Source organism: Corynebacterium sp. KPL4035, from assembly GCF_037908325.1.
GTDB classification, from domain to species: domain Bacteria; phylum Actinomycetota; class Actinomycetes; order Mycobacteriales; family Mycobacteriaceae; genus Corynebacterium; species Corynebacterium kefirresidentii.
The window spans coordinates 178,986-201,853 of record NZ_JBBMGF010000003.1; the positions used below are offsets into that span (position 1 = coordinate 178,986).

A 22,868-nucleotide genomic window follows, 5' to 3' on the forward strand; every position below is an offset into this window, starting at 1 on the left:
GAAAATATCTGGAGCGCAGGATTCATCAACTACATTGAAAGCCATGACTTCCACCACCTCTGAGCCCCCAAAGCTCCAGCCCAGCTCCTATATCCCGTTGATGTTCGCACTGCTTACTGCGGTGTTTGCGTTCCAGCTCAATGCGTCGATGCTCTCGCCAGCCTTGGCGACGATGGAAGACGAGTTGGGAGCTACCACCGCACAGATCGGCCTGACGCAAACGGCATTCTTTACGGCCGCGGCACTGTTCTCACTATTCCTGCCGCGCTGGGGTGACCTCATCGGGCGCAGGAAGGTCCTCGTTGGCATGATGGCGGTAGCTGCGCTGGGGTGCGTGGTATCAGCCATTGCGCCGAACGTCGCCGTGCTGCTTATTGGCCGCATTATTCAAGGCGTGGCAGGTCCTACGGTCCCACTGTGCTTGATTATGCTGCGCCAGCAAGTGCTCAATGAACAGCAGTACGCCCTGTTGCTGGGCATTGTGACCTCGGTAAACGGTGGTATTGCCGGCGTGGATGCGCTGGCCGGCGGCTGGCTGGCAGGCAACTTCGGCTACCGCTCGGTCTTTTGGACCATGGCAGTTCTGTGCGTCATTGCAGTAGTAGCGGTGCAGGTATTTACCAAGGAGTCCACGGCCACTGAAACCCCGCGCATGGATTGGGCAGGAGTTCTACCTCTGGCGGTGGCGCTGGGTTGCGTTCTCACTGCGTTCAACGAAGCCGGCAAGCTTGCTGAGGCCAATTGGTTCCTCGTCATCATCCTTCTCCTCATCGGTGCCGCCGGCTTCTGGGCCTTCTGGAATGTGGAGAAGAAGGTCGCCGATCCGCTCGTACCGGTGGCCTACCTCAAACAACGCCGCACGTGGGCACTGCTTTCTACCACGCTGCTCACCATGACCGGTGTCTTTGCCGTGATGAATGGCCTTATCCCTAACCTTGGCCAGGATGCAGATGCCGGCGCCGGAATTTCTGCCAGCGCCATTTCTTGGGTCACGCTCACCCCATACGCCCTCGCCGGCTTGGTCTTCGGCCCGATTGCCGGCTGGATGGCCTCCAAGTTGGGCTATAAATACGTCTTGCAAACCGGCCTCATCGGTACCGTCGTCGGCCTGATTATTTCTATCTTCGTGGTTGGTGCCCCGAACGCGTGGACCCTGCTTCTCGTCTCTATTTTCTTGGGCGTGACCTACGCGGGCATTGCCAATATCATGCTCAATGGCTTAGGAATTGTGCTCTCGCCGGCCGATAACCAGGGCTACCTGCCCGGCATGAACGCCGGCGCCTTCAACCTAGGCGCGGGCTTGTCCTTTGCAGTGCTGTTCGCGGTTTCCGGGTCTTTCGAGCATGGTTACCGCGCGGGCATGATTGCCGGCGTCATCATTCTGCTTGCAGCCCTAGCTTTGTCCTTCCGCATTCCGCGACCGGAGTCCATCGATGACACCGTGGCGGCCGTCAACGCCCGAAAGTAGGCTCGTGGCATGACGCGAAAAACCATTCTGGACTGCGACCCCGGCCACGATGACGCGGTGGCCCTGCTTCTAGCCATGGGCAACCCCACCATCGAGCTGCTGGGCATTACCACCGTGGGCGGCAACCAGACCTTGGATAAGGTCTCCCATAATGCCCTGGTGGTCAAGGAAATCGCTGGTCACCCGGAGATTCCCGTTTATGCCGGCTGCGACCGCCCACTCGTGCGCCCCGTCGAGGTTGCCGAGGCCATCCACGGCTCCACCGGCATGGACGTGGAAGGCGTCCAACTTCCGGAACCAAGCACCGCGCTTGCCGACGCCCACGCCATCGACTTCATCATCGACACCATCATGTCCCACGAGCCCGGCACCATCACCCTCGTGCCTACTGGGCCGCTAACTAATATTGCGATGGCCGCGCGCAAGGAGCCGCGCATCGTCGAGCGCGTCAAGGAAGTAGTCCTCATGGGCGGCGGCTACCACGAAGGCAATTGGTCCCCAGTCGCCGAGTTCAATATCAAGATCGATCCTGAGGCCGCCCACATCGTCTTTGAAGAGCCTTGGCCTGTAACCATGGTGGGCCTCGACCTCACGCACCAGGCGCTAGCCACGCCGGAGGTGGAAGCCGAAATCAAGGCTTTGGAGACCCCAGTCTCGGAGTTCGTCGTCGGCCTTTTCGGCTTCTTCCGCAAGGCCTACCGGGCCAACCAAGGCTTTGATAACCCGCCGGTCCACGACCCGTGCACCATCGCCTATCTCATCGATCCGGACATCGTCCAGACCCGCAAGGCACCTGTCCACGTCGAGCTTGCCGGCGCCCTTACCACTGGCATGACTGTCACCGATCTCCGCGAGCCTGCCGACGCCTCCTGCCACACCCAAGTCGCCACTACCCTCGACCACGCCGGTTTCTGGTGCCTGGTTACCGACGCCCTCAAAAATCTCGCCTAGGCCACCTTCACCCCGCGAGCCAGCCAACTTTCAGCCACGTTATCGCCCCTTAACCCTCAGTTGGGGGGCCATAGCGTGGCTGCTTTCCTTGGCAGAGGCTCCCACCGAGTGGTTTATCCGAAATCACGTAGTCGGTGAACCAATTCAGCCATGGAACCGTCCTTAATTTTCTGGTGGAAGTAGCTTCCGCCGAGCATCTGCGACACCTTGATGTGCTGAGTTAGAACAGCTAGCACTTGGGCATCGTTCATTTCAGAAGGCACGGTGGTGGAGATGAAACTATCGAACTCTTTACCATCAAATAATGCTTCAGGATTCGTGGTGCTGAATTCTTCAAAGTCCTTGATGAATTCTTCGCGAAGCGACTCAGTATTTTCGGGTGCATCCGTCAGCTCTCTAGCTTCAACCAGTTGATCAAAGAATTTGGTTAGCTCTGCGTATTTGCCAACAGGGGTTTCGTTATTCTGGTCATCTATGCCTTCCGCTGGGTCCGTCTTGGAAGCGGGGAAGGTAAAAACGAGGTCTTCAGTATTTAGGTCGAGGTGTTCGAAAAGAGCGCGCAGGAACCAGATTTTAGCGGAGGTGTTGTTTCCCACTTGAGCATAGAGACCTTCCTCGATTTTTCTATAGGAGCGGGTCTTCTCAGTCGCAGGCTTTTCAAAGCGCAAAAACTTCGAAGATTTCGCGAAGGAGAAAATTTCGGTGCGATGCTCGTGGAGTAGATAGCTTAGTACCGCTTCGACCATATCAGCCCAGGATTTCGTGGTCTTTCTAAAATCGCCGAACTCGAACCCACTTATTTTTCTGCCACTGAAATCTTCGCTGTCTCCCATTGGCTCCTTGGGGAGAATGGCTTTCGGCGGCGTGAAGTCAGTGGTTTTAGAGGTCCAGAAGTTGAGCGCCTTATCGGTGAGAAGCTCGTTTCTCTCTTCAAGCTGGATCAAGGTCCAGCGGTCGGACTTCTTAAGAAGATCATTAAGGCGATACGGCGAGCTATCGAAACCATTCTCCATTGACTTCTTGGCCTTGAATGGAGAATTCGAGTAAGAGGAGTTGTAGCCCGTGACAGTTAGATTGCCAATTCGGTTTATCCAGGTCTCATGAATTTCCTTGGCTTTGTCACCAAGTTCTTGGCGCCAAGTCTCAGTAAGTGTTTGGGGCATGATGTGCTCGATGGAAATCTTGTTTTCGGCCAGAGCAGAGGAGACATCACGAATATCTTTTGAGCTGCCGTTTTCTAGACAATTGAAGAGATACTGACGCCAGTATGCTCGAATATTGTAGAAATCCTTTGTTGCGAAGGACTCTCTAAATTCAGCGTCGGTTGGGAAACGTCCGCTGCCCGAACGCCTATTGAGCTGATAGATGACGATTGGTGCGAAAGGAGCCCCGTCAGTATGCAGCTTTCTGACCTCTGAGTACATAGTCGCGAAGATCTTATTGAGCGAGTTGGTGGCGATACCAGTGACAAAACGTCGGACAATGTAGGACTCAATTGTGAGCAGTACCTCGAGGAAATCCTCGGGCGTGGTTTTGTGCTCGTGGACGTCACGCAGAAGCGGCATGAGGAACGGGAGTACTACCGCACCCATAATCTCGTTCATCCGCTTAAGTTGCGTGTCTACTGCAGGATATCCGGTATCGGATTCTCGAATTTCTCGGAAATACTTGGAATAGGCGTACAAGTCATCCAGTAGTTCTGGCATGCTCGTTTTTCGCTTGGAAGCGAATGCTTTAAAAGCCTCGTATACGTCCTGTTCACGTGGGGTTTTAGTGGTGTAGGTAGTGAGGTACCAACGAATGAATGAGTCAGTCTGAAAGCGACAGTTAGCTTCAGTTGGATTCCAGCGATCGTTATACAACTGCTCTTGTTTGGCTGAATCCAACCCCATGAGCACGTAGTTGCGGACCTTGTCAGCTTCCTTAAGCTCTAGGCCGGTGGAATTGAGGCTTTCGAAGATGCGCTGCGGCTCGTCGTACTCTTCGAGATCCAAGTGCATTACTTCAAGGCGGCAAATCGCATTCCAAACTTGGTCAGCGTTTAATTGAGTAGAGCGCAGCTTTTTCGGAAAAAGCGGTAATTAGCCGTTACGTTGGAGGAGCTGATGAATTCGCTTTCAGGGCCAAATAGTTTCCGGTAGGCCTTGTCATCATCTTTCACCGGTTTAAGTTTGAAGCGCGGGTTTTCTTTGTTTTGGCCGATCCGAAGGTAGTCCGAAATGATTTTCTCGGCCAGCGTGGGATCTTCACTTTGTATTTCGCCCTCTTGGAGGGCGTGCGCGAATGCAAGCATGAGGATACTGACGGTTGTAAGTCTTTGTTGGCCGTCGATAACAATCCAATTCCAAGAATCTTGGTTCTTTCCCACCACCGCACCGAAGAAGTGTTTCTTTCGCTCGCTGCTAATTATTTCTTCCAGATCATCGAATAGCCGAGCACACTGTTTATGCTGCCAGTCGTAGTTGCGCTGGTAAACGGGAATGAGAAGACAGCGATTATTACCATCATAAAGCGTATAGATTTCACGGATACTGCCGCGCATGAAAGGCCTTTCGCGAGAGAGAATAGACGACAGGGCCATAATAGATGACATAAATGGTGTTATTCGGGCAGAGGTGAGTACGTAGTCAAGTAGGGCAGCGCTCGATTTCTGCATAAACTCGAGGGGTAGACACCACTAACCCAAGGAGCCACCATGAAGCAGCACCCTTTCCGCCACGTCGTTGTCATGGGAGTATCAGGCTCGGGCAAGACAACGGTGGGGGAGGCGCTCTCGCCGCTGGTTGGGCTGGAGTATCGCGATGGCGATGATATGCATCCGCAGGCCAATATCGACAAGATGGCGGCGGGAACTCCGCTCAATGATGCGGATAGAGAGCCCTGGCTGAAACAGATTGGTCAGTGGTTGGCGGATAGGCCGGAAGGCGCGATGGTGGGCTGTAGCGCGTTGAAGCGGAAATACCGGGATCTTATTCGCCAGTACTGCCCGGGTGTGGTGTTTGTCCACGTGCACGGGGACTTTGATGTGCTGTATGAGCGCATGCAGCATCGGCCGGGGCACTTTATGCCGGCATCGCTTTTGCAATCGCAATTCGATACCTTGGAGCCGCTGGAAGATGACGAAACCGGCCGGGTCTTTGATGTGACACGGCCGGCGTCGGAAATTGCGGGCGATGCCGCAGCATGGATTAAAGCGGGTACTTAAAGCTGGCGCTAGAAGGCGGCTGCGGCGCCGTACATGACCAGGACTAGGGCGAAGCCGATAACGGAGATGAGCACCTGGTTGACAGTCCAGGTCTTAAGCGTGGTCATGGTGTCCATGCCCATGAGACGGCCGACGAGCCAGAAGCCGGAGTCATTGACATGGGAGCCGAAGACGGAACCGGCGGCGGTTGCAACAACGATAAGAGCGAGCTGGAGCTCGTTGAAGCCACCAGCTTCTACGGCTGGGACCATGAGGGCGGCAGCCGTAGTTAGCGCAACGGTCGCCGAGCCTTGGGCCAGGCGCAGGGCCACGGCGATGAGGTAGCAGGCCAGGATGACGGGGATGCCGAGGCCGGAAAGGGAATCAGCAAGCGCATCGCCAATCCCGGAGGTACGCAACACACCACCGAACATGCCGCCGGCACCGGTGATAAGCACGACCGAGCAGATGGGGCCGAGGGAGGAATCGACAAGCTTTTCCAACGCGGTCTTTTCTACGCCACGGCGCAGGCCCAAGACCACGAGCGCGACGAGGAGGGTAATCAGCAGGGCAATGGGGGTTTGGCCCAGCATGACAAAGAACCGTACCCACGCGGCGTCGGCGTCGATGGTGCCATAGGACGCCAAAGCATTGAGACCGGTGTTAAAGAAGATGAGCACCATCGGGATGAGCAGGATGGAAATCACCGTGGCGGCAGAGGCAGGCTTGTGAGGTTGCTCGTCCTCCGTGAGGAGGGGACCGGCGATGGCATCGGTTACCTTGATGGGGATTTTCTTACCGGAGAGCAGTCCAAAGCGGTAGCCGGAGATATACCAGGTGGGCAGGGCTAGGATGAGTCCGACTAAAAGAACGAGACCCATATCGGCGCCGTAGAATTCGCTGGCTGCAACGGGGCCCGGGTGCGGCGGCAGATAGACGTGCATGACCGAGAATGCGCCAGCTGCCGGCAGACCGAAGGCAAGGACAGGGCCATTCAAGCGGCGAGCGACGGCGAAGATAACCGGCAGCATCACAATCAGGCCGGCATCGAAGAAAATGGGAAAGCCCATAATGAGCGACGCTAGGCCGAGTGCTAGGGGTGCTTTGGATTCGCCGAAGCGGCGGACCATGGCGTCGGCAAGCGATTTAGCGCCGCCGGAAGCCTCCACCAGCCGGCCGATCATGGCGCCCAAGCCTACGAGCAGTGCCACCGAACCTAGGGTGGAGCTAAAGCTCTCTGTCATGGTGGGCACGATTCCGTCGAGGGGAATGCCCGCAGCCAGCGCCGTGAGTGCCGAGACCACCAATAGTGTGAGGAAGGCGTGAAGCTTGAAATAGATGACCAACACCAAAATTACGGCGATGGCGGCCACCGCAATGCCCAGCAGCGGGCCGGTCGACAGGGTGGGTTCCCACGTATCCATGGGCGGACTCCTTTTCTAATGCAAACCTTTGAATAACGGCAACGTTAGCAGTAGGCCTGTGTGCCGCCTAAAACAATCGGATGAATGCGACCTACCCAACACGTAGCCGGGTAAAGACAGAAAAATCCCCTAGACACAGTGCTGGGCCTAGGGGAGAGGAGTCGTCGGGCGTTTAGTCGAACTGACCCTGGATAATAGCCGCCGCATCCAGCGGGGTCACATGGTAGGAGATGGGGTTCTGGTTAGCGCCGGCCATGAGCGCGCCGGCGCAGGAGTGACCGGCGCCCATCATGTGGCCCAGCTCGTGAGCGATGGTGCCCTGGACTGCTTCTGGGTACTGGGCATTAGGAATCTTGATGAAGACCATCTTGTGATCCGGGTAAGCGGCACCCTGGACGTAGCCATTTGGGTCGGGCTTGAAGATGATGGCGATGGTGTCATCATCAGCCTCAGAAGGCTTAACTTCCTTCAGGGAAGCCTTGCCCTTGAGGGCCTTGTTCCACTCGGCAACCGCGGCATCCAGCTGCTTGCGGTACGGGAAGTTTTCGACCACCTTGTACTCCAGCACGCCATCTTTGAAGTACGGCTTTACGGAGTCTTCATCGTGGAGAATGGAAGGATCCGGGACCGGCTTGCCATCGTTGGCCAGCTTGGTGATGGTCTTGCAGGTGCCCGGAGAAATAAGGGAGCGAACTGGGTCGCTCTTGGCGCTGGCGGCCGGTGCGGCGACGGTGCCGAGGATGGCTGTTGCAGCCAAAGTGGCGGCAGATAGCTTCTTGAAAGAAGGCATAGGCAGTGAATTACCTTTCGGTTGATTTTAAGGTTCGCTGAGTGCAATATTCCGAGCAATATCCGTGGTAAACGGCACTGCACGGGCGTCTTATGTGTGCGAGCATATATCAGTTTCTTATCTTCTGCAAAGGGAAAAATAAGAATCTAAGGTGTCAACTGCCTATTTGCTGCTTCTAGTTCAGGCGCTGCCCGGTGGTGGTGCTAAATAGATGCACTCGGTCCGGGTCGGGGGAAACGTAGAAAGTATCGCCCACCGCATAGCGGCCGCGGGCATTGACCAGGATGCCGGTCTGACCGCCCATGCGGGTAGAGGACTTAAGGATGCCATCGGCGGAGCTGCTGCCCGCGGCGCCGTTAAGGTCGCCATAAACGTAGGTCTGGTTACCCAGTTCCTCGATATGCGCGACAGTAAACTTTGCCCCACCGTTGCCGGTATCGCTTAACTGCCAGTCTTCAGGGCGGATGCCCACGGTGACAGTCTCAACGCCATCGAAGTTGTAATTGGCCAAGTTGATGCGGGTAGAGCCGATACGCAGCTCCGAGGAGTTATGGGATAGGTCGTAGATATTCATCGCCGGGGAGCCAATGAAACCGGCGACAAAGACGTTCTGCGGGCGGTCATAAATGGTACGGGTGGTATCCACCTGCTGTAGGACGCCGGCGTTGAGAACTGCGACGCGGTCACCCATGGTCATCGCCTCCGTCTGGTCATGGGTGACGTAGACGGTGGTGGTGCCAAGGCGGCGCTGCAGGTTAGAGATCTGCGCGCGGGTGGATACGCGCAGCTTGGCATCCAAGTTGGACAAGGGCTCGTCCATGCAGAATACGGCTGGCTCGCGCACGATGGCGCGTCCCATAGCTACGCGCTGGCGCTGGCCGCCGGAAAGATTGGCGGGCTTGCGGTCCAGCAAATCTTCCATCTGCAGGATCTTCGCAGCCTCTTGCACGCGAGACTTAATCTCGCTTTTAGGGACCTTGCGGTTTTCCAGTGCGAAAGACATATTCTGCGCTACGGACATATTGGGGTAGAGCGCATAGTTTTGAAAGACCATGGCCACGTCGCGGTCCGAGGGGCTCACCCCGGTGACGTCCTTACCACCGATACGAATGGAGCCGCGGTCGGTGGGCTCGAGGCCGGCGAGCATACGCAGGCTGGTGGACTTACCGCAGCCGGAGGGGCCGACAAGGACCAAGAATTCGCCGTCAGCAATATCGAGGTTGAGGCGGTCAACGGCGGGGCGCTTAGCATCCTTGGAGTAGATGCGGCTTGCGCCATCGAAGGTGACAGTAGCCATGGTTACCTTTCAGAATGTAGTGAGGGGAGGAGGGCGCCAGGGGGAGCCTACTTATTGATGACGGTCTTGACCTGGTTGTCATAAATGGACTGCAGGGTCTTTTGCAGGTCTGTAAGCACCTTGGTGACGTCATCGCGGTTGGTGACAATCTTTTCGAAAGCACCACCAATCTCCTGGTCCGCGCCGGGCAGGAAGACACGGGCATTATCCTGCGGGCGAGTCTCCGGAAGTTGCTTGATGGCGGTTTCGAAGTTCGGGTTTTCTTCCATGAACTTCTTCTGGTCCTTGTTGTCTACCGCGGTGGAGCGCACCGGCATATAGCCCACGTTCTGGGACCAGTAGCAGGTGTTTTCCTCATTGGTGATGAAGTCGATGAGCTTAATTGCAGCCAACTGGCGGTTCTTGCTGATGCCAGCTGGGATGGCAAGGCCAGCACCACCGGTAGGGCAGGCGCTATCGCCAGTAGGGTTAGGCAGGAATGCAGTACCGAGCTCGAATTTAGCGGTATCGGTCAGGCCTGCCAGGTCACCGGTGGACAGCACAGTCGCGGCTGCACGGCCGGTGCCGAACTCCATGGCCATGTCATTGCCCACGTAGGAGTAGCCCTTCTTTTCATCGGTGATGTCTTTGAGCCACTCGACGGCCTTGATGGTCTTGTCATCGGTGAACTTCAAGTCCCACTCATCGGAGTAGGCACCGCCCTTGGACCACAGTGGGCCCTGGAAAATCCAGCCCAGGTAGTCCACGGCGTCGCCCCAGCCAAATGGCTTCATCTTGGAATCGGCCGCGGCGAGCTTCTTGGACCACTCGTCCATCTCATCCCAGGACTTCGGACCGCGGTCTGGCAGACCGGCCTTCTTCCACGCGTCCTTGTTGTAATAGAACAACGGCGTGGAACGAGCGAAAGGAAGCGCAAAGTGGCCGCCGTCGTAGTTGTAATCCTCGTAGAGTGGCTGCACATAGGTAGACAGGTCGATTCCGGCTTCCTTCGCCAGGTCATCCACGTTGGCGATCTGGCCGTTGATGGCAAAGTTGTACCACCAGACGTCGGAAAGCACCACGATGTCCGGTAGATCTTGGCCGGTGAGCGCGGCGTTGAATTTCTGTGCAGCCTCTTCGTAGTTCTTGCCGGCATCAACGAGGTTGACCTTGATATCAGGATTCTCCTTTTCAAAGCGGGAGATGATTTCCTTCTCAATGTCCTTAGAAGTGCCCGGGTGGTTGGACCACCAGGTCAATTCGGTGACTTCACCATCGCCGCCTTTGTCTTTACCGCCTTGTGGGTTAGTAGAAGAGGTGCCGGCGCAAGCGGCGAGAGTGGTGGCAGATGCGGCTGTGGTAGCAAGGGCGAGGAATGTGCGGCGTAGCATGTAGTTCTCCTGAAAAATCCTGGTTAAGGGGGGAAATAAAGTATGTGGAAACGGCGAGCGTGGGTGGGGTAGAAGTCCTTCTATCCCTTGACGGCGCCAGTGGTCAGGCCTTGAATCATGTACTTTTGCAAGGCTAGGAAGATGATCACCATCGGGATGATGGTGAGGATGGTGGCGGCCATAACCGGACCCCAGTTGGTCACGCCATCGTTGTTTTGCAGCATGGTCAGACCCACCTGCAGTGGGGCAACGTCCTCAGTATCGGCCATGAGGAATGGCCACAGGTAGGTATTCCATTCATTGACCATGGTGATGACGGAAAACGCGGTCAGCGTTGGCCAAGAGACCGGCAGGAGCACCTTGGTAAGCAGGCGGATGGGGCCGGCGCCGTCCATACGGGCGGCTTCCACCAGCTCATAGGGCAGGGATAAAAAGTGGTTGCGCATGAGGAAGGTGCCGAAAGCCACGCCGGCCAGCGGCACGATGATGCCCACGAAGGTATTGCGCCAGCCCAAGGAATTGACCAAGGCGTAGTTAGAAATGACGGTGATCTCGCTGGGCACCATGAGTGAGGAAATGACCAACAAGAACACCAGATGGCGGCCTGGGAAGCGCAGGATGGCCAGCGCATAGGCAGAGATGACACCAAGCACAATCTTGATGATGGACAGCACTGCGGTAATGACTACCGAGTTGCGCAGGTAGGTCCAGAAAGGCACGCGGGTGGTGGCATCGGAGTAATTCTCAGTCTCCCATACCGGCGGCAGCCAGTTGACCGGATCTGTATAAATATCGCCCTTGGCCTTGAAAGAGGTCATGAGGATCCAAAAGAGCGGGAGACCAATAAGGAGCAGTACCGCGAGGATGCCCAAATAGCCGCCTACGAGCTTGGCGCGACGGGTGGTGGGGGATTCATCCGTGACCATGTGAAGGGTTGAAGTAGCCATAGTGGGTTAACCTCGCTTATCCATGATGCGTACCTGGATCAGGGTGATTATGAGCAGGATCAGGAACAAGATGGTGGCGGCAGTCGCACCGTAGCCGGCGCGGAAGTTGACGAAGGTCTCGTTATAAATCTGGAAGACCAACGTCTGCGTGCCATTGCCCTGTGGGCCGCCACGGGTCATGACGTTGATGATGTCGAAGACCTGCACGGAGTTAAGAAGCACCGTGATGGAAAGGAAGAAGGTCGTATTGCGCAGCTGCGGCATGGTCACACGCCAGAATTTGCGCCAGCGTCCGGTGCCGTCGATAGCGGCGGCTTCATCCAGTTCCTTGTCTAGGCCTTGGAGCGCGGCTAGATAAATGACAAAGGTATATCCAAGGTTTTTCCACACGAAGGTGAACGTCACCATGAACATCGCCCAGCCTGGCACGGCATAGAAATTCGGGGAGTCGATGCCGAACCAGCCCAGCATGTCCTGGATGAGGCCAAAGTTCGGGTCAAAGACGAATTGGAAGGCGATACCAATGGCCGCGCCAGAGATGGCATAGGGCGCGAAGACCACCGAGCGTGCAAAGTTGCGGCCCTTAATGTTCTGGTTGAGCAGCAATGCCAGTGCTAGACCGATGATCATGGAGCCAATGACCGCAAAGAATGTAAATACCACAGTGTTGAGCACGATGGTCTTCGTATCCTCGCGGCTAAACCACTCCACATAATTGTCCAAGCCTACAAAGGTGGAGGTAGGGCTGGAAATATTCCAATTGAAAAAGGATAGCCGGATATTATCTAGCAGCGGCCGGTAAGTAAATACAGCCAGCAGGATCAGGTTCGGCGCTAAAAGCGCTGCGGCCAGCAGCCATTCCTTGTGGCGATTGCGCGCTGCTTTGCGCACCAGCGCCGCAGAATCACTGGGGTTTTCCGTGTGGGCGGGACGGGCGATGGTAGTGCCTGAGTTGCCGCCACTGAGAGAGTCTTCCTGAAAGGTCACTCGGTCAATCTAGGGTGGACGGGTGAAGCCCAGATACATGAAAAACAAACAATCAGTGAATTATTAATGTCCGATGGGTTAAAAGTGGATGCGTCATCAAATTTTTTTAAAAACTCCAGCTCAGCGGGCCGTGGTGCCTGTCTCTTTGCCATAAAACTATGGCTGGCATTACAAAAATGCCTTGCTTGCCGACGCCCACCTTCCTCCCGCCCTTCTACACTGGCACCCATATTCCACCGCGATTCCACAAGGAGGAAGCAATGTCTGTCCGCACTGTCTGCAGCAACTATGACTCCGTCAAAGTTTGGCAGGAGCCACTTTATAAGGACCTGCATCAGCACCCGGAGCTATCAATGCAGGAGGAGCGCACGCTTGGCATCATCAAGGGCAAGCTTGCTGACCTCGGGTTTGAACAAGTGGATGTAGGCGGTGGCGTGGTTGGCATCTTAGAAAATGGTGTCGGGCCAACTGTCATGCTGCGCGCGGATTTTGATGGCCTACCAGTCAAGGAGGACACTGGCCTGGATTATGCCTCCACCGATACCGCTCTTGACCCGGATGGAAACCCCATATCCGTCATGCACGCCTGCGGTCACGATTCGCACGTGGCCAGCCTGCTGGGCATGGGTGCGCTCATGGCGCAGGCCACCGACCAGTGGTCCGGCACCCTGCAACTAATTTTCCAACCGGGCGAGGAAATCGCTGCCGGTGCCCAGTCCATGGTGGATGACGGTCTGGTAGATAAGGTAGCAACTCCCGATGTTGTCCTAGGTCAACATGTTTTTGCTAGCCAATTTCCTGCTGGCACCGTTGCTCTTGCCGCAGGACCCTTCATGTCCACCGCGGTAAGTCTGGATGTCAAGGTTTATGGCCAAGGCTCGCACGGTTCCATGCCACACCGCAGCGTCGATCCAGTGGTGCTGGCCAGCTCCATTGTGATGCGCCTTCAGACAGTCATTTCCCGCGAACTAAGCCCTTCCGAGTTTGGGGTGTTGACCGTGGGTGCTATCAATGCCGGTTCGAAGGCAAATATCATTCCCTTTGAGGCTAACCTGAAGATCAACGTGCGTGCCTATAGCGAGCAAGTACGCGATAAAATCTCCGGCGCCATCGAGCGCATCGTCAACGCTGAGTGCCAGGCTGCCGGTAGCCCTCAGCCTGCTGAATTTAACTATCACGATGCCTACCCGCTTACCAGCAATGATGACGAGACCACGGCGCGGCTCCAGAAAGCCTTCACATCCTACTTCGGCGCCGACCGCGTTCTTACCGCAGAACCCCTCACGGCCAGTGAGGATTTCTCCACCATTGCGCGTGCCTTTGGGGTTCCCTATTGCTTCTGGGTATTTTCCGGCCGCGAAGAGGGAAAAGATGTTCCCAACCACAGCCCGCACTTCGCCCCGCTGCTCCAACCCACATTGCGCACTGGCACCGAAGCACTTGCTGCCGCTGCATTGAGCTATCTGGGCAACGACTAAGCGGGAAACTGTACATGGCCGCACGGTTCTTAAAAGATGTGCGGCCATTGCTGCTGGCATCCGGGCTGTGGGGGAGTAGTTCATAGCCGCCAAGTCTGGTGAGTTTTCTCTATGCAAGGTTTTCCTGCGTCCACCGTTTCTTAGTGCAATTAACCGGCAGACCCCTAAAACAGCTCCAACGCCCGGGCCTCACTTGGGGCCGCAGGGCGCTGGAACTGGTTCTCTCTATCTCTCTTGCGTTCTCTCAAACGCATGAACTTAAGATAACTCCCTAGCCTGCTACAGGCCTGCGTTTTACCTGTGAGTATTGTGGTAATGGGGTGGAAATCGCCATATAAACGCGCAGACCAGCCCACGGTGTAAAAGGCGGCGACCTCTAGGTCGATGAAGAACTATTCATAGGGGTGCGGTTCTGCGTAGGATTCTAGGTAAAACTAAAAGTGTGTTCTCGGGCTTCGGTTGGGGTCGAGAAGCCTTTAAATAGGCGCTAAAACCGTGTCAGAGGAGGAGATGTGTCGCAACAATTTGATCCAGAATTGCACCGGCAAATGGGCGTGGAAGCGGATGTTGTCTTGCGGGTGGGAATGCTCCTAATGGGTGCCGGCACTTCTGGTTACCGTGTTTTAAGGGGGATGAAACGCAGTGCGCGAGCTTTGGGGTTTGACCACTTAGATGCCACAGTGGGTTTGACGCAGATTACTTGTACGTTCCACCGCGGGGAATATTTCAGGACAGTGATTGCCCGGCAACATTCTCCTGCGGTTGATGCTTCGCGGATAGAAGCCTTAGAAGACCTGACCCATAATCGGCTCTATGCGGGGATTACTGCCCAAGAATTGGCCGCAAAGCTGGATGTTATTGAGTTTGGAGTCAAAAAGCGCTGGAGCGGTTTAGTTCTTTCTTTTGCCGCCGCGATCGCGTGCGCGGCGTTTGCGTATCTTAACTGTTTCCCGTTAGAAGCGGTGGGGTTGGTGGCTCTAGCGGCGTTTGCAGGCCAGTTTGTGCGGTACACGGTTCTCCACCGGCACGTCCATCAAATCGGGGGAGTAATTGCTGGCGGGGCAACGGCAAGTATCGTTTTCTTCCTTTTAACGGAATTTTTTGGTGCGATAGGCTCAGTGGCGCCGAGTGAATTGTCCTCGGGCGTGGTAGCAGCGGTTTTATTCTTGATCCCCGGATTTCCTCTTTTCTCTGCTTTGATCGACATTGCGCGTTTTGATTTGGACGCAGGAATAGTCAGGTTAGGGTACGCCTTCACTGTTATATTTACAGCGACTTTCACAGTCTCGATGGTTAGCTGGTTGACACAACTTACCCCTGATCCGCCCGCCCCTGCACAGGATATGAAGTGGTTTTTGTTGGCGCCGGTCGCAAGTTTTCTGGGAATTGCTGGCTTTGCCTTTCTTTTCAACTCTTCCCGCCGCATGGTTTTGGTCGCAGCGTGTGTCGGAACGGTGGCAAACGAGCTCCGTTTGATCCTCATTCACGCAGGTACAACTATTTTCTTTGCGGCATTCGTGGGAGGACTATTGATTGGGCTGCTAGGTGCGGTTGCTTCTAAAAAGGCGCGCCTTCCTCGTATTACAACGACCGTTCCGGCTGCCGTGATTATGATTCCGGGGGTGACAATGTTTCGAGCAGTGTTTTATTTGAATGACGGTCAAATGGATCAAGCTTTGGCAAACGTTGCGACAGGAATGATGGTGGTTGGTTCTATTGGCGCCGGATTGGTGTTTTCTCGCCTGCTAACTGATAAGGATTGGGCATTGGGCCGACTTATTGATTTTGATAAAAAAATTCCGCAGAAGCCCTCTACAGCATGAAGTTAGGGTCTTAACTGGGAAAACGCCTGTGGCCCCCACTTCCTTTCGGAACTGGGGGCCACAGGCGTCTCTCTCACTGTTTCCATATATCGGCATGTGCCGCCCTGTGGAAACTGCAGGGGGTTCTCTCTATCTCTCTCATATGCGCTCTCTCAAACGCACGATCTCAGTATGGGGCACTGTGCTGTAGTGTCCATGAGGCTCGGCTGTTGGGTGGCTGTTAGTGGCTGGGAGGGGATGGATAAGGCGCTGACAAGCGTAACAATTGTGGGGGAGTGCAATATTGGCGCATAAAAGTGACGTACACCATAAGTTGATTCTGTAGGGTTGAGGGCATGCGCGCAGCGGGCCTGCGCCGTTTTCAACTGCTTGTATAGCTACAGAATTGAGGTGAGGAGCATGTCTCCTCTCACTTCCCAACCCCCAGCCAATGATGCCGTGCCGGCGCAGGTGGAAGATACAGAAGAAACAAAACGCCAGCATCGCTCGGCCATAAAGGCAGCGTTTATAGGCACCTTCATTGAGTGGTTCGATTACGCAGCCTATATCTATATGTCCGCGATTATCTCCCGAGTCTTTTTCCCGGAGATGGAAGGCCGCCGTGCCCTGATTATGACGTTTGCGCTCTTTGCGCTGTCATTCTTGGTGCGGCCTTTGGGTGGCATCGTATGGGGTCACTTCGGTGATAAACACGGACGCATCCAGACCCTAACGGTCTCCATTGTGATGATGTCCCTGGCTACCGCGTGCATCGGTTTCCTTCCTGGCTATGCCACCATAGGCTTCGCCGCGTCCCTTTTGCTGTTGCTGTGCCGCATGGTGCAGGGCTTTTCGGCAGCCGGTGAGTATGCAGGTGCGGCCACGCACTTGGCTGAGATCGCTCCGGCCGGCAAGCGCGGCATTTATTCTGCGGTGGTGCCGTCCGCTACGGCTTCCGGCTTGTTGCTGGGATCGCTCATTGCGGCGTTGCTGACGGGTGTGCTTGACGATGCTGCCTTGGATTCCTGGGGCTGGCGCGTGCCTTTCTTGATTGCGCTGCCTTTGGGCATGTACGGACTGTGGATCCGCCGTCACACGGAGGAGTCCTCCCACTTTGAGGATCAGGATGAACCGGAAGAATCTCCGTTGCGGGAGGTGCTCAAGTATCCCAAGGCCTTGGCCATTGCCTTTGCTGGTGCGGTGCTCAACGCCATTGGCTTCTACGTCATTTTGACCTACCTGCCCACCTACCTCTCAGAAGAGTTGGGTATGGCCGCAACCCCGGCGTTTATAGCGTCCTCTGTTGCCTCCGCATTCTATGTGGGCTTTGCCTTGCTTACCGGCATGCTTTCGGACCGCCTGGGCCGCCGCACGACCATGCTGTGCGCGGCCGCTTTTATGGGCGTGACTATCATTCCGGCCTTTATGCTTCTCGACGGCGCCGGAATCCTCCTCGTCATTATCATTCAGGTTTGCTTGGGTGGCGTGCTGGCGCTTAACGACGGCGTCCTGCCCTCCTTCCTTTCCGAGCAGTTCCCCACGCACGTGCGCCTGTCCGGCTTCGCGCTGACTTTTAATACGGCCAATGCTGTCTTTGGCGGTACCGCTCCCATGATTGCTACCTGGCTTATTGATGTCACAGGACTGCAGCTTGCGCCCGCCTTCTATTTGGTGGCTGCGGCGCTGGTGACTGGAACCGCGGTGCTATTCGCGTCGAAAAAGAATAAGCTGCACCAGTAGCGTTTCGCTATAAAAGGATAAAACGCCTGCGGCCCTCGGAACCGGAAGGAACCGAGGGCCGCAGGCGTCTCTCTCTACAAGGTGTTTCCATGTATCGGCCTAAGCCGCCCTCTGGAAACTGAGGGGTTCTCTCTATCTCTCTCGTATGCGCTCTCTCAAACGCATGATTTAAGTATGGGGCACGGGGCTGCTACCACAATGGATTGTGCCTGATAGGTCCCTGCTAGTTGCTGAAAGTTTACTGCTAGCCCATTTGTGGCTTGGTAGTCATAACTTTCGGCAGTATTTGCATCCGCGCCAATGCGTTGCAAGTGTGTGCGGCGCCTTTTCCTGTTCTGGCATGTTGTCTCCCACCTTGTCAGACAGGAAAAGTCCTTGTCGAACCACCTTTTTGTGGGATTATTGGAACATTCCCCAGATGGTGGCAAAGAGCACGATAAAGCCCATGACCGCCACGAAATAGTTGGTCTTTTTGCCACGGAAGCGGGCTAGGGCGTCCACTCGGTAAATGACCCAGATGGGAAGCAGGTAGGTCATGAAGGCGAAGAATACGCCGCCCACGACAGAAATCATGTCCAGGATGGAGGGGTTGAAAATTCCTACCAGTGACGTGGCGATGAAGATGAAGAGGTAGGTCCATAGGTCGAGCGTGCGGGCAGACATCTTCTTTGTGGCTTTCGGTGCGGCCAGGTTGAAGAGGTACTGGGTGCCCTCGATGGTGCCAAGGGCATGGCCGAAATAGGAAGAAGCTACTGCACAAATAACCACGATGGGTGCCATGTAGGCCATAAATGGGGTGCCGGTTTCGTTGGCGAAGTAGGAAAGAACCGGCAGGTTCTTGTCATTTGCTTCTTGCATGCCGTCTGCGCCCATGGCCAGTGCGCAGGACCAGACAAAGAACATAGTGAAGACCGTCAACAAGATGGCGGAATTGCGGATAACCTTATCGGACTGTGCGTGGTGATCCGCTCCGTATTCCTTTTCCATGCCCAGCGAGAATTGGGAAATCGCAGCAACGAAGGAGAAGGAGAATACCAAGACGGGAAGGATAAGGATAATGGCCTTGATAACGCCGCCAGCGGTGTGATCGCCGGCCTCCATGAAGGAGCCGAGGTCCCATTGCGGAATGAGGTAGAGCGATACTGCTGCCAGCGCCACGATGAGCGGATAAACCACGAACTGGGCAATCTTCAACATGATGGCATTGCCAAAGGCAAGTGCCAGCGTCATCAGTCCTACGCACAGCGGTGCCAAGATGTAGCGGGAGATTCCTGGGCCACCCAGCTGGTTGACGATGAAGCTATCGACCGTATTAGTAATCGATACGCCATAAATGAGCACTACCGGGAAGATGGTGAACCAGTAGATAATCGCGAGGATGATGCCGTTGCTCCGGCCAAAGAAGTGGGTGAGTACTGCAAGGACGTCTTCGCCATGCAGCGGCGAATAGCTGATGATCCAGGAGAAAGCACGGTGGGCCAGGTAGGTCATCGGGAAGATGAGCAAGGTGGCTACCAGTAGCGGGATGAAGCCGAAGCTGCCGGCGGAAATCGGCAAGAAGAGGATACCTGCGCCCACGGCAGTGCCGAAGAGCGTGATGGTCCACTGGCTATTGACGGCCTTATTGGTAGTCACCTGGCTGCCGCTTGGGGTGTCTGCGCTGCCGGTAGTGGGTGAACTGGCCGGTGAAGCAGGCGCATTCGCAGTCGTGTGAGACATAGAATTCATCCTTCAGTACGTGTGAATAAGACAACATAAACAATCTATCTGAAGGTTTTGGCGAACGAAAGTAAAAGTGTGATCTAAGTTAAAGAAATATTAAAGACCGCCGCACCGAGGGTGGTGCAACGGTCTTTGGGAATCTTGCTAAGGCTTGGCAGCTAGTCCGCGATCAGGTTTTCTTCCTTCAAAAAATCGAGTGCCACGGTGGTGTAGTCCTCACCGTCGACGTCGACGCGGGCATTGAGTTCCTGCATCTTTTCGTCGGTAAGCAGCTGTGACAGGGGAGCGAAAAGCTCTTCAATTTCTGGATGCTCATCTAAAACCTCGGTGCGGATAACCGGGGCAAGGTTGTACTTAGGGAAGAACAGATTAGGGTCCGTCAACACCTGCAAATGGAGGGCCTTAATGCGGCCATCGGTGGCGAAAACGGAGCCAAAGGTGCATTCTCCCTTGTCTAAGGCGGCATAGACCGCGCCGGAATCCATTTCCTTAATGCGGCTGCGTGGAGGCTCTTTCACCCCATAACTCTTGAGCATGGGAAGGAGTCCATCATTGCGGGCGAGGAATTCGGCATCGGTGCAGAAGGTTTGCTGCTCGGGAGGAAGCTCCTTAATATCCGCGAGCGTTTCTACGTCCGATTCTTGGTGCGTCTTCTCGCTTGTAGCTAAGGCGTAGGTATTGTTCATCGGCGCTGGCGGCAGCCACGTTAAGCCATTTTCCTTATCTGCCTTTTCCACGGCTGTGTATTGTTCCCGTGAACCAGGAACGGGATCATCATGGCCCAAATAGGTAATCCATGCGGTACCGGTGTACTCAAACATCGTGTCCATATCGCCTACTTGGAGGGCTTGGCGGGCCGAAGTAGATCCCGGAATATTGGTGAGATCCTTGACGTTGGCGCCCGCTGACTGCAGCAAAATAGCCCCGATTTTTCCCAAAATGATCTGTTCCTTGAAGTTCTTTGACCCGATGGAAATGGTCTCGCCTTTCAGATCAATGCCGGCGAGATCGCCTTGCAGTTCGCCGCGGGGAATCAAACCACCTGCAGTACCAAGGCCACAGCCCGCCAGAAAGAGGGTGCCAACCGCGGTGAGTGTTGCCATCAGGCGTTTCATTTGATCATCCCCTTCGGCGTAAAAGCGAGTTCCAATAGTCGGCCCACCCATTCCACGGTGAGCGCTAAGGCTGCTATAAGTACCGCGCCCGAAACAAGGATCGGCGTGCGATAAAGGTTGATTCCAGAGGTGATGAGTCCGCCAAGCCCACCGGCATCGATAAACGTGGCAAACGCACCTGCGCCTACGAGAAGCACCAAAGACGTGCGGACACCGGTCATGATGACCGGCAGCGCAAGCGGAAGCTCTACCTTGGCGAGAACCTGCATGGGGGACATGCTTAGCCCGTGCGCTGCCTCAATGAGCTGCTTGTCGACGCCCCTTAAACCTGCAATGACATTGGCCAGCACCGGCAAGAAGGCATAAAACCACAACCCGAGGATGGCAACCGGAGTGCCGAAGCCGAGCCAAATGGCCAAGAGTACAATGACGCCAACGACCGGAGCTGCCTGACCAATATTGGCGATACCCGTGACCACGGGGGCAAGAAATTGCGTGGACTGTCTCGTGAGCAGAATCCCTAAGGGGATTGCGGTAGCGATAACCAAGAGTGCGGAAATAAGCACGAGCACGAGGTGCTCCCACGCCAAAGCCGCGACGGAATTGAGCTCCAAGGTGCGAGCCTCAATTTCATCAAGATCCGCGGTGGCGTGCCAAATGAGCCATCCGACAACTGTCGCGATGACTAGAATTGGAATACCGAAAATGAGGAGCCGGTTCTCTCCTCCGAGGCGTTTAAGCTTTTCCACTGCTACCTCCTTCACCGCGAGGAGAGTGGGCATCGGAGTTGATCTGACGGATGTAGTCATTGACCGTGTCATAAAGGAGCACGCCTTGGAATTTTCCGCGGCGGGTAACCATGGCGCCGCCGTGGGAGGAAGCAAGCATGGCCGACATGGCGTCGCTAAGCGTAGAACGAGCTTCCACCACAGAGGACAACTCTATAGTCGGATCAGGAATGAACTCAAAGCGGCTGAGCTGGCGTTTGGTGATCCATTCGCGCGGGTGATCGTGCTCGTCCAGGATAACGACAGTCCCTTCTCCGGCGGTATCTAAACGCTCGAGAACGTCTGCAGTCTTCTCGCCGATGCGCCCTATGGGTGGCGACCAAAGCTCAAGTTCATCCGCGCGCCGCAAATTTAGCTGCTTGAGGGCAGAGCCCGAACCGATGAAGTCTTCCACAAAATCATTCGCTGGTGCGGCCAGAATATTTTCCGGCGTATCGTACTGGCTAATCTGCGCGCCGGGTTCAAAAATGAGGATACGGTGGCCCAGCTTGATCGCCTCATCGATATCGTGCGTTACGCACACAATGGTCTTCTTTAGCTCCGATTGGATGTTTACCAGTTCATCCTGCAGGTGCGTGCGCGTAATCGGGTCCACTGCGCCGAAAGGCTCATCCATGAGCACCACTGGGGGATCGGCCGCGAGACCACGCGCTACACCCACGCGCTGCTGTTGTCCGCCCGAAAGTTCTCGGGGGAAGCGGTCCCGGTAGATCGAGGGATCCAAGCCCACCATGTCCAAGAGCTCATCGGTGCGCTGGGAAATTTTGTTGTTATTCCATTTCTTGAGCTTTGGCACGAGTGCAATATTGTCTGCGACGGACATGTGGGGAATGAGGCCGCCGCCTTGAATAACATATCCGATGTCTCGGCGCAGCTGGGTGGGATTCTTCTTGGTTACGTCTTCACCGTTAATCCGGATTTCGCCGCTGGTGGGTTCGACCAGGCGGTTAATCATTTTAAGCGAAGTGGTCTTACCACAGCCGGAAGGTCCCACAAATGCCACGAGCTCTCCGGCGGGGATGCGGAAAGACAACTCTTTTACCGCAGGTGATTTCTGTCCTGGGTAAGACTTGGTCACGTGGTCAAAGACGATTTCAGCACCGCTGGTCTCGCTAGCTGAAACCGGACTTGATTGCTTGTTTTGTGTCATGCGGAAATGCCTTTCGGGGTGGTCAGTTTCTGGAGGCCGGCAAGAATTGCATCCACGATAAGAGCGAGTACTACGATGCCGAGTGTGCCGACAAGTGTGTAGTTCAGCGCGTTGGTGCCGCCGATTTGGCTAAGGCCGGAATAGATGTAGCCGCCGAGTCCTGGTCCGAGTGCATAGGCTGCAATGGCGGCCACACCCATAGACATCTGGGTTGCTACCCGGATGCCAGTCATGATGATGGGCCATGCCAGTGGCAAGCGGATGCGGAAAAGAATCGCCGCTTTGCTCATGCCTTGCCCGCGAGCGGATTCAATAATTGTGGGGTCCACTGTATGCAGCCCGACAATCGCGTTGCGCAGAATTGGCAAGACCGCATAAAAGACCACGAGAGCAACAGAGGGCATTGTGCCGATTCCAAAGAGAGGAATGGCAAGGCCGAGAAGGGCGAGTGAGGGAAGTGTTAGGCCAATGGAGGATAGGGCATTGGCTAGGGCCGCTCCGCGTGGGCGTTGAGCCGCAAAAATAGCTATCACGAGAGCGATTATTAGTGCTACGGCCACGGATTGGATGACCAAGCTGGTGTGCTGATAGCTGCGGAAGAGGATGTCCTGCCAACGTGCAGCAATAAAATCTGTCATTTCATCACCTTAAAGAA

The 22,868-nt window shown here is 55.5% G+C and carries 19 protein-coding genes; 6 read left to right on the forward strand and 13 right to left on the reverse strand.

The genetic code is table 11. From position 1 onward, the window contains the following. Positions 1-43 precede the first annotated feature (43 nt). Both uriT and uriH read left to right on the forward strand, forming a co-directional pair. Entirely contained in the window at positions 44-1,468 is a 1,425-nt protein-coding gene (gene uriT / locus WMP96_RS04450; protein WP_200288122.1) for a uridine transporter UriT, read from the forward strand. A gap of 9 nt (positions 1,469-1,477) precedes the next feature. Continuing rightward, a complete protein-coding gene (gene uriH, locus WMP96_RS04455; RefSeq protein ID WP_301716073.1) occupies positions 1,478-2,419 on the forward strand; it encodes a uridine-preferring nucleoside hydrolase UriH in 942 nt (313 codons plus the stop codon). A gap of 113 nt (positions 2,420-2,532) precedes the next feature. Here uriH and WMP96_RS04460 read toward each other — a convergent pair whose 3' ends face one another. Next, positions 2,533-4,419: a DUF262 domain-containing protein gene (locus WMP96_RS04460; RefSeq protein WP_340432207.1), complete on the reverse strand. Its 1,887-nt coding sequence runs from the start codon at positions 4,417-4,419 to the stop codon at positions 2,533-2,535. Positions 4,420-4,460: 41 nt separating this feature from the next. Next, on the reverse strand, positions 4,461-5,012 hold the full coding sequence (locus WMP96_RS04465) for a DUF262 domain-containing protein (protein ID WP_340432208.1): 552 nt from the start codon (positions 5,010-5,012) through the stop codon (positions 4,461-4,463). Positions 5,013-5,114: 102 nt separating this feature from the next. Here WMP96_RS04465 and WMP96_RS04470 point away from each other — a divergent pair, with 102 nt between their 5' ends. Then, entirely contained in the window at positions 5,115-5,624 is a 510-nt protein-coding gene (locus WMP96_RS04470) for a gluconokinase (protein WP_023020744.1), read from the forward strand. Positions 5,625-5,632: 8 nt separating this feature from the next. Here the strand turns inward: WMP96_RS04470 and WMP96_RS04475 are convergent, their stop codons facing one another. The 6 genes from WMP96_RS04475 to WMP96_RS04500 form a co-directional block, all read right to left on the reverse strand. Next, on the reverse strand, positions 5,633-7,027 hold the full coding sequence (locus WMP96_RS04475) for a GntP family permease (protein ID WP_340432209.1): 1,395 nt from the start codon (positions 7,025-7,027) through the stop codon (positions 5,633-5,635). Positions 7,028-7,199: 172 nt separating this feature from the next. Beyond that, positions 7,200-7,817, reverse strand: coding sequence for a hypothetical protein (locus WMP96_RS04480; protein WP_023020746.1), 618 nt, complete (start codon positions 7,815-7,817; stop codon positions 7,200-7,202). 175 nt (positions 7,818-7,992) lie between these two features. Next, positions 7,993-9,114, reverse strand: coding sequence for an ABC transporter ATP-binding protein (locus WMP96_RS04485; protein ID WP_301716071.1), 1,122 nt, complete (start codon positions 9,112-9,114; stop codon positions 7,993-7,995). A 47-nt stretch (positions 9,115-9,161) separates the two neighbouring features. Beyond that, positions 9,162-10,484 (reverse strand): ABC transporter substrate-binding protein, encoded by a 1,323-nt coding sequence (locus WMP96_RS04490; RefSeq protein ID WP_340432210.1) that lies wholly within the window; start codon positions 10,482-10,484, stop codon positions 9,162-9,164. 80 nt (positions 10,485-10,564) lie between these two features. Beyond that, entirely contained in the window at positions 10,565-11,410 is an 846-nt protein-coding gene (locus tag WMP96_RS04495) for a carbohydrate ABC transporter permease (protein ID WP_034656258.1), read from the reverse strand. 27 nt (positions 11,411-11,437) lie between these two features. Next, positions 11,438-12,418, reverse strand: a complete 981-nt coding sequence (locus WMP96_RS04500; protein ID WP_301716070.1) for a carbohydrate ABC transporter permease — start codon at positions 12,416-12,418, stop codon at positions 11,438-11,440. 260 nt (positions 12,419-12,678) lie between these two features. Here WMP96_RS04500 and WMP96_RS04505 point away from each other — a divergent pair, with 260 nt between their 5' ends. The 3 genes from WMP96_RS04505 to WMP96_RS04515 all read left to right on the forward strand — a co-directional run bounded on the left by WMP96_RS04505 (position 12,679) and on the right by WMP96_RS04515 (position 17,438). Then, the gene (locus WMP96_RS04505) at positions 12,679-13,896 is read left to right on the forward strand and encodes an amidohydrolase (RefSeq protein WP_340432211.1); all 1,218 of its coding nucleotides are present in this window, start codon (positions 12,679-12,681) and stop codon (positions 13,894-13,896) included. Positions 13,897-14,444: 548 nt separating this feature from the next. After that, on the forward strand, positions 14,445-15,719 hold the full coding sequence (locus WMP96_RS04510; protein WP_034656263.1) for a threonine/serine exporter family protein: 1,275 nt from the start codon (positions 14,445-14,447) through the stop codon (positions 15,717-15,719). A gap of 399 nt (positions 15,720-16,118) precedes the next feature. Continuing rightward, entirely contained in the window at positions 16,119-17,438 is a 1,320-nt protein-coding gene (locus tag WMP96_RS04515) for an MFS transporter (protein ID WP_301732386.1), read from the forward strand. A 399-nt stretch (positions 17,439-17,837) separates the two neighbouring features. On the opposite strand, the gene WMP96_RS04520 is transcribed toward WMP96_RS04515, so the two are convergent. The 5 genes from WMP96_RS04520 to WMP96_RS04540 form a co-directional block, all read right to left on the reverse strand. Beyond that, the gene (locus tag WMP96_RS04520) at positions 17,838-19,157 is read right to left on the reverse strand and encodes an amino acid permease (protein ID WP_301716067.1); all 1,320 of its coding nucleotides are present in this window, start codon (positions 19,155-19,157) and stop codon (positions 17,838-17,840) included. A gap of 161 nt (positions 19,158-19,318) precedes the next feature. Next, positions 19,319-20,275, reverse strand: coding sequence for a glycine betaine ABC transporter substrate-binding protein (locus tag WMP96_RS04525; protein ID WP_340432212.1), 957 nt, complete (start codon positions 20,273-20,275; stop codon positions 19,319-19,321). Beyond that, complete coding sequence (locus WMP96_RS04530; protein ID WP_301716066.1) at positions 20,272-21,024, reverse strand: ABC transporter permease; 753 nt, start codon at positions 21,022-21,024, stop codon at positions 20,272-20,274. Before WMP96_RS04530 ends, WMP96_RS04525 begins: the two co-directional genes overlap by 4 nt. Continuing rightward, positions 21,011-22,213, reverse strand: a complete 1,203-nt coding sequence (locus WMP96_RS04535) for an ABC transporter ATP-binding protein (RefSeq protein ID WP_259824897.1) — start codon at positions 22,211-22,213, stop codon at positions 21,011-21,013. The genes WMP96_RS04530 and WMP96_RS04535 overlap by 14 nt, the downstream gene beginning before the upstream one ends. Then, the gene (locus tag WMP96_RS04540) at positions 22,210-22,851 is read right to left on the reverse strand and encodes an ABC transporter permease (RefSeq protein ID WP_301716065.1); all 642 of its coding nucleotides are present in this window, start codon (positions 22,849-22,851) and stop codon (positions 22,210-22,212) included. Before WMP96_RS04540 ends, WMP96_RS04535 begins: the two co-directional genes overlap by 4 nt. Positions 22,852-22,868: the final 17 nt, after the last annotated feature.

Excerpts from the sequence above, each read along its gene's own strand:
- uriH (WP_301716073.1), top strand. The coding sequence starts at position 1,478 with ATGACGCGAAAAACCATTCTGGACTGCGACCCCGGCCACGATGACGCG.
- WMP96_RS04475 (WP_340432209.1), bottom strand. The coding sequence starts at position 7,027 with ATGGATACGTGGGAACCCACCCTGTCGACCGGCCCGCTGCTGGGCATT.
- WMP96_RS04460 (WP_340432207.1), bottom strand. The coding sequence starts at position 4,419 with ATGCACTTGGATCTCGAAGAGTACGACGAGCCGCAGCGCATCTTCGAA.
- WMP96_RS04525 (WP_340432212.1), bottom strand. The coding sequence starts at position 20,275 with ATGAAACGCCTGATGGCAACACTCACCGCGGTTGGCACCCTCTTTCTG.
- WMP96_RS04535 (WP_259824897.1), bottom strand. The coding sequence starts at position 22,213 with ATGACACAAAACAAGCAATCAAGTCCGGTTTCAGCTAGCGAGACCAGC.
- WMP96_RS04490 (WP_340432210.1), bottom strand. The coding sequence starts at position 10,484 with ATGCTACGCCGCACATTCCTCGCCCTTGCTACCACAGCCGCATCTGCC.
- WMP96_RS04510 (WP_034656263.1), top strand. The coding sequence starts at position 14,445 with ATGGGCGTGGAAGCGGATGTTGTCTTGCGGGTGGGAATGCTCCTAATG.
- WMP96_RS04540 (WP_301716065.1), bottom strand. The coding sequence starts at position 22,851 with ATGACAGATTTTATTGCTGCACGTTGGCAGGACATCCTCTTCCGCAGC.
- uriT (WP_200288122.1), top strand. The coding sequence starts at position 44 with ATGACTTCCACCACCTCTGAGCCCCCAAAGCTCCAGCCCAGCTCCTAT.
- WMP96_RS04515 (WP_301732386.1), top strand. The coding sequence starts at position 16,119 with ATGTCTCCTCTCACTTCCCAACCCCCAGCCAATGATGCCGTGCCGGCG.
- WMP96_RS04520 (WP_301716067.1), bottom strand. The coding sequence starts at position 19,157 with ATGTCTCACACGACTGCGAATGCGCCTGCTTCACCGGCCAGTTCACCC.
- WMP96_RS04480 (WP_023020746.1), bottom strand. The coding sequence starts at position 7,817 with ATGCCTTCTTTCAAGAAGCTATCTGCCGCCACTTTGGCTGCAACAGCC.
- WMP96_RS04495 (WP_034656258.1), bottom strand. The coding sequence starts at position 11,410 with ATGGTCACGGATGAATCCCCCACCACCCGTCGCGCCAAGCTCGTAGGC.
- WMP96_RS04505 (WP_340432211.1), top strand. The coding sequence starts at position 12,679 with ATGTCTGTCCGCACTGTCTGCAGCAACTATGACTCCGTCAAAGTTTGG.
- WMP96_RS04485 (WP_301716071.1), bottom strand. The coding sequence starts at position 9,114 with ATGGCTACTGTCACCTTCGATGGCGCAAGCCGCATCTACTCCAAGGAT.
- WMP96_RS04470 (WP_023020744.1), top strand. The coding sequence starts at position 5,115 with ATGAAGCAGCACCCTTTCCGCCACGTCGTTGTCATGGGAGTATCAGGC.
- WMP96_RS04465 (WP_340432208.1), bottom strand. The coding sequence starts at position 5,012 with ATGTCATCTATTATGGCCCTGTCGTCTATTCTCTCTCGCGAAAGGCCT.